General features: G+C 69.5%; 6 protein-coding genes. 5 read left to right on the top strand and 1 reads right to left on the bottom strand.

Translation table 11 applies throughout. The features are described from left to right. The 4 genes from flgA to G3N98_RS37885 form a co-directional block, all read left to right on the top strand. Window positions 1-541 (top strand): flagellar basal body P-ring formation chaperone FlgA (gene flgA / locus G3N98_RS37900; protein ID WP_206150987.1); only part of this gene is annotated, 541 nt, incomplete at its 5' end. A 118-nt stretch (window positions 542-659) separates the two neighbouring features. Next, the gene (flgM, locus tag G3N98_RS37895; protein WP_206150986.1) at window positions 660-989 is read left to right on the top strand and encodes a flagellar biosynthesis anti-sigma factor FlgM; all 330 of its coding nucleotides are present in this window, start codon (window positions 660-662) and stop codon (window positions 987-989) included. A gap of 69 nt (window positions 990-1,058) precedes the next feature. After that, the gene (locus G3N98_RS37890) at window positions 1,059-1,499 is read left to right on the top strand and encodes a flagellar protein FlgN (RefSeq protein ID WP_206150985.1); all 441 of its coding nucleotides are present in this window, start codon (window positions 1,059-1,061) and stop codon (window positions 1,497-1,499) included. 170 nt (window positions 1,500-1,669) lie between these two features. After that, window positions 1,670-3,025: an SGNH/GDSL hydrolase family protein gene (locus G3N98_RS37885; protein WP_206150984.1), complete on the top strand. Its 1,356-nt coding sequence runs from the start codon at window positions 1,670-1,672 to the stop codon at window positions 3,023-3,025. A 19-nt stretch (window positions 3,026-3,044) separates the two neighbouring features. Here G3N98_RS37885 and G3N98_RS37880 read toward each other — a convergent pair whose 3' ends face one another. Beyond that, window positions 3,045-4,895, bottom strand: coding sequence for a M24 family metallopeptidase (locus G3N98_RS37880; RefSeq protein ID WP_206150983.1), 1,851 nt, complete (start codon window positions 4,893-4,895; stop codon window positions 3,045-3,047). A 435-nt stretch (window positions 4,896-5,330) separates the two neighbouring features. Between G3N98_RS37880 and G3N98_RS37875 the strand changes: the two genes are divergently transcribed. After that, window positions 5,331-5,992 (top strand): XRE family transcriptional regulator (locus G3N98_RS37875; protein WP_241026259.1); only part of this gene is annotated, 662 nt, incomplete at its 3' end.

The raw sequence follows: 5,992 nt of genomic DNA, 5'->3' as shown, positions 1-5,992 counted from the left end.
CACGACGGTCACGACCGCGTTTCCGCGCGGGCTCGCCGCGTGCACGACGCTCGAGCCGTTCATGCCGACCGGCGCGCGCCTGTGGGGCCGCACGACGGTCGGCGTGCGCTGCGCGGGCGAGCGGCCGTGGACCGTCTACCTGCAGGCGAAAGTCACCGTGCAGGCCACCTACTACGTCGCCGCGCGCCAGATCGCGCCCGGCGAGCCGCTTTCCGCGGCCGACCTGGTGGCCCGCGACGGCGACTTGACGGTGCTGCCGCTCGCGGTGATCACCGATCCGGCGCAGGCGATCGGTGCGACCGCGCTCGCGCGCATCTCGGCCGGGCTGCCGCTGCGGCAGGACCTGCTGAAGAGCGCGGCGTCGGTGTCGGCCGGCCAGACGGTGCGGGTCGTCGCGGCCGGGCCCGGTTTCACGATTTCGGCCGAGGGCAGCGCGCTGGCGAATGCGGTGCCCGGCCAGTCGGTCCGGGTGCGGATGGCGGCGGGCCAGATCGTCACGGCGATCGTCAAGGACGCCGGCACCGTGGAAATTCCGCTATAGGGACGGATCTCACGGCAAGAATGTAAAGAATTGTTTATTCGGGGCATTTCGGGCTCGCGATGCTAAAGTTCGGGCCGACCCGGCCGTTATCTGGGTCAAACCGAACAGGAAACCCATCGTGAAGATCGATTCCACTCCGAACCCGAGCCCCCTGGCGCCGACCGGCAACGGCGCGACCCGTGCGCAATCCGGCACGGCCTCGTCTTCGTCCGCGCAGGCGGCCGATGCGGGGTCGAGCGGCGGCGACCGGAGCGTGAACCTGTCGGGTCTGTCCGGCCAGTTGCGCTCGGTATCCGCGTCCGGCAACGGCGATATCGACACGGGCCTGGTCCAGTCGATCAAGGACGCGCTGAACAACGGCACGCTGACGATCGACGCGAACAAGATCGCCGACGGCGTATTGAATACCGCCCGAGAGCTGCTGCAGCAGCAGCGCCCGGGCAACTGAAGCGGGCCTCGCGAGGCCCGCCCCCCGGTTTGCCGGCGCTCCCCGCGCCGGCGTGACGAGCATGACGCGATGAGAGAAGAGCTGCTGGCCACGGTCAACGACGAACACGCGACGATCGAAGCGTTCGCGTCCCTGCTTGCGTACGAGGAAAAGGCGCTGACGATGGCGCAACCGCTCGAGATGCTGCCCGGGATCGTCGAGAAGAAAAGCGAGCTGATCGACCGGCTCGCGCAGCTCGAACGCACGCGCGACACCCAGCTTTCCGCACTCGGCTTTCCGGCCGGCAAGAAGGGGATGGACCAGGCCGCCGAGCGCGATGCCCGCCTCGCCGGCCGCTGGCAGTTGCTGCAGCAGTCCGCCGAACGCGCGCGCCAGGCCAATGCGAACAACGGGATGCTGATCCGGATCCGGATGGACTACAACGAGCGCGCGCTCGCGGTACTGCGCTCGGCGCCCGCGCCGGCCGGCATCTACGGCGCCGACGGCCGCGTGTCGGCCCTCACGCGCTGAAGCACTAACTGACTGACTGATCGGCGGCCGCGCCGCCACCGTACTCTCCCCGCCGTTCGCGGCACGTCACGTTTCGACAGACCGGGCCCGAGCCCGGCACCCACGGTCCCTTCCGATACACGGTCGCGCAGCCGCGCGCCGTCCCGTCACAACAATCAGAAGAGGGCCGCATGCCATATTTCCGCATTCCGTTTTCATCCCGCGTCGCCGCCGTGTCCGCTGTCGCCACGCTGGGCGCCGCCTTGACGCTCCCCGCCGCGCAGGCCGCCGGCCCCGCGCCGCTGCCCACGCCGACGGGCGACATGTCGCTGTCTCCGGCCGGCCCCGACGTCGTGCCGCCGGCCGCATCGAGCCCGCCAGGCGCCACGCCGCGCGCGTCCCGCCGCGGCTCCGACACCTACACGTACCTGCGCTGCTGGTACCGGATCGACGCGGACCCGCTGAAGCCGGCCGCGACCTACGAATGGGCGCGCAACCCGGCCGGCGGCGACTGGTATCGCGTGTCCGGCTACTGGTGGGCGGACGGCATCACGCAGTGGAAGAACATGTTCTACAGCACGACGCCGCAGGACACGCTCGCCGACGTGTGCCGCAAGACGCTGGCCGCGAAAGGCATCAAGACCGACCTCGTGCAGGCGGTCGCGGCGAACAACGCGCTGTCGTTCAACTACACGGTGTGGACCATCGACACCGCGCAGCAGGACGCGCGCGTCAACAAGCTGATCGTGTTCGGCGACAGCCTGTCCGACACGCAGAACATGTTCAACGCGAGCCAGTGGAAGCTGCCGAACGGCACGAGCTGGAATGCGGGGCGCTTCAGCAACGGCCCGGTGTGGGCCGAATATCTCGCCAACACGCTGCGGCTGCCGTTCTACAACTGGGCAATCGGCGGCGCGGCGACCGACCAGTACCTCGTCGTGCCGGGCCTCGTGCAGCAGATCGACTCGTGGCGCGAATACATGGATCGCGCGCCGGACTACCGGCCCGCCAACACGCTGTTCGCGGTGTTCGCGGGCGGCAACGACCTGGTGAACTACGGGCGCTCGCCCGAGCAGGCGGCGAATGCGGTGCGCGACAGCCTCGAGCGGCTCGCCGCCGCCGGCGCGACGCGGATCATGCTCGTCACGCTGCCGGACGTGTCGCGTGCGCCGGTGTTCGCGACCCGCACCGACACCGCGAGCGTGGCCGCGCAGGTGAAGGACTACAACCAGCGCCTCGCGGACGCGGCCGCCGCGCTGCGCGCCCGCTACGGCGCGACGCTGCGGCTCGAGGTTTTCGATGCGTATGCGTTGTTCGACGACCTGCTGAGTCACCCGGCCCAGTACGGCTTCGACGATGCTAAGCGTTCATGCCTCGACATCCCGAAACCGTCGTCGCTCACCTACCTGAGCGCGCAGACGCCGCGTGCGGACTGCCGCGACCCGGCGCGCTTCGTGTTCTGGGACACGCTGCACCCGACCACGCGCACGCACGCGTGGCTCGCCGAGCGGATCGCGCCGTTCGTGCGGGCACGCCTGCTGAACTGACCGGCGCGGGCGGCGGTGCCTACAGCAGCGGACACGCGGTGACCTGCGTGCCGCGCTCCACGCACAGCCGCTCGTAGTCGCGCAGGTACGCGCGCTCGTCGTCGTCCAGCAGGTCGAGATCGATCAGGTCCCAGTCGTAGCCGACCGTCACGATGTTCTCGAACGTGACGGTGTCCGGCTGCGCGTCGTCTTGGCGGATGATCACGATGTTCTCGATCCGCACGCCGCCCTTGCCCGGCACATAGATGCCCGGCTCGATCGAGATCACCGCATTCGGCACGAGCCCGTACTGCGCGCCCGGCGCGAACCGCACGCCGCCCTCGTGCACGTGGATCCCGACGCCGTGCCCGGTGCCGTGGCCGAAATCGTGGCCGTGGTCGCGGCACACCTGCCGCACGAGCGCATCGACGTCGCCGCCCTTCGCGGTGCTCGGAAAGCGCGTGACGAGCCCCTTGATGCAGGCCTTCAGGGCGACCGTGTAGATCTCGCGCTGCCACGGCTGCGCGACCGTTTCCGGCCGGGTCCGGCGCAGCACCACACGGGTGCAGTCCGTCGCGAAGCCGGCTTCGTAGTACGCGCCGCTGTCGAGCAGCACGAGTTCGCCTTCCGTCAGCTCGACGTCGGCGCTCGCCGCGGTGTAATGCGCGAACGCGCTGTTCGCGCCGTTCGCCGCGATCGACGGAAACGTCAGCGCCACCGCCGAGCGTGCGCCGTACGCGTCGTTGATCGTGCGCGCCAGATCGTATTCGGTGTGGCGGGTGCCCGGCTCGCCGGCCTTCGCCCAGCGCATCGTCTCGGCGATCGCCGCGGAGCTGCGCGCGAACGCGTCGCGGAACTGTTCGAGCACCGCCGGCGTCTTGCTGGCCCGCATCGCCTCGACCGGGTTGAAGTCGGCCTGCCGAGCGTGCGGCCACACCCGCTTCACCGCGTCGACGAGCGCGCAGTTCACCGACTCGAAGCCGTAGCACACGTGCTCGACGTCGAACTGCGCGAGAAAGCGCTCGAGCGCCGCGACATCGCGCCGGATCACGTGCAGCGCCGGATACGACGCGAGCGTGACCTCGCAGCGGTCGCAGCCTTCCGGCAGGAACAACGCCACCTGGCCGCCGACCGCGAACAGGAAGCCGAGGTGCGACGACGCATTCGGGATGTGATAGCCGCGGCTGTTCAGCAGATAGGCGAGATCGTCCGACGCGCAGGTGAAGAACGCGGTCTTGCCGTCCGGCGCGCCGGTATGCGCGGCGAGCCGGCGGTTCAGCGTGTCGAGGTTCTGCGCGACGCTCAGGCCGGTCGCCGATTCCGGCACTTCGAAGATCGGCCGCTCGACGACCCAGCCCGGCAAGTCGATCGCGCGATCGATCTCGCGGTCGACGAGGCTCGTCCAGTCGAGCGACGCGGCCTGCGTCCGTTCGAACAGGCGATCGCGCTGCGCGACGCTGATCCGCCGCGCGTCGTAGCCGACCCGCGCGAGCCGGCTGCCGTGCGCGACCAGCCAGTCGGCCATCGCCTGCCAGATCGTCACGTTCATCCCGAGCTTCTCGATGCGCACGCGCGCCGGATCGCATTGCTGCTCGGCCTGCAGGTGATAGCGGCCGTCGACGAACAGCACGAACGGGGGCAGATCGAGCGCCTGCGCGGTCGCCGCGCTCAGGAAGATCCCGCAGCCGGCCGAGCCGTCGAAACCCGACACCGCATAGCGCGGATTGTTGGCGAGCGGCAGGTACTCGGTCACGTATTCGTCCTGCGACGTGACCAGCACCGCGTCGAGCCGCGCCGCATCGAGCAGGCGCGACAGAGCCGCCTGCGTGTCGACGACGGATGCGTCGTACGGGGGAAGGCCGGAGAAGCTGTATTTCAGTCGATCGATCATCGGAAGCCCGTTATGCATTGTTGTCGGCGGCCGGCGGTGACGCGGCGGGGTGCAGGCCCGAGGCAGGCCTGATGCGGCACGGCGCCGCTGCAGGTGGACGTTCGGCCCGGCGCGGCACGGCGCCGGACCGCCGTGCCGCTCCGGCAGCAGTCCTTGAAAAAATTTTCGTCCCACTTAACTTTTTTTGATACGCGCGACAGAATCTAGAACACGCCGAAATTGAGGTCAAGCTAAAATTTTCGTAGGGCTAAAATCGGCGCGGCGCCTGCGCATCCCGGCACAACGCCACATGAATTCGCCCGGCGACACGGCGCGGTACAATGCGCCGGCATCGCCGCCCCGACGGCCGTGCTTCGTGCGAGGCGCGGAAATCACCGTCCGGCGACTGCACCGCCCGTCCGCTCGCCTCCCGACTCGTTGTCACGAAAGAGATTCATGGATTCAGACATCATGCGTATCGGCCAGCGCATTCGCCGCCTGCGCCGGGAAGCGAAGAAGACGCTGCTGGAAGTCGCGACCGAGGCGAAGCTGTCGGTCGGGTTCCTGTCCCAGGTCGAGCGCCACCTCACGGGCATCTCGCTGTCGTCGCTCGTCAACGTCGCGAAGGCACTCGGCGTGCCGCTCGGCGCGCTGATCGACCAGCCGCGCCAGGCCCAGCCCGATTCGTACGAGGGCCGCCGCAAGCCGTACGCGCTCGACGCCAGGTCGCAGTGGTACGAACGCCTCTCCACCACGTTCGACGGCAGCCAGATCAACGCGCTCAAGGTGCAGATGATGGAAGGCTACCGCTCGGAATGGGTCGCGCACGGCGGCGACGAATTCGTGTACGTGCTGGCCGGCCGGATCTGCTACACGGTCGGCAAGAAGGATTACCCGCTGTCGCCCGGCGACTCGCTGCACTTCGACGCGCGCAAGCGGCATCGGGTCGCCAACGTGGGCGACGGGCCGGCCGAGGTGATCGCGGTCGGCACGCTGCCGCTGTTCGACGACCGTGGCGCCGGGTTCGTGTCGGCGACGATGGACGTCGGTAAGCCGGCGCCCGCCGCACGTGCGACGCCGGGCGAGCCGCGCGTGAGCCGCCGTGGGCCGGCGCCCGG

The sequence above is a fragment of the Burkholderia sp. Tr-20390 genome (assembly GCF_017104595.1).
Taxonomy (GTDB): Bacteria; Pseudomonadota; Gammaproteobacteria; order Burkholderiales; family Burkholderiaceae; genus Burkholderia.
This window is presented reverse-complemented; position numbering and strand designations above follow the sequence as displayed.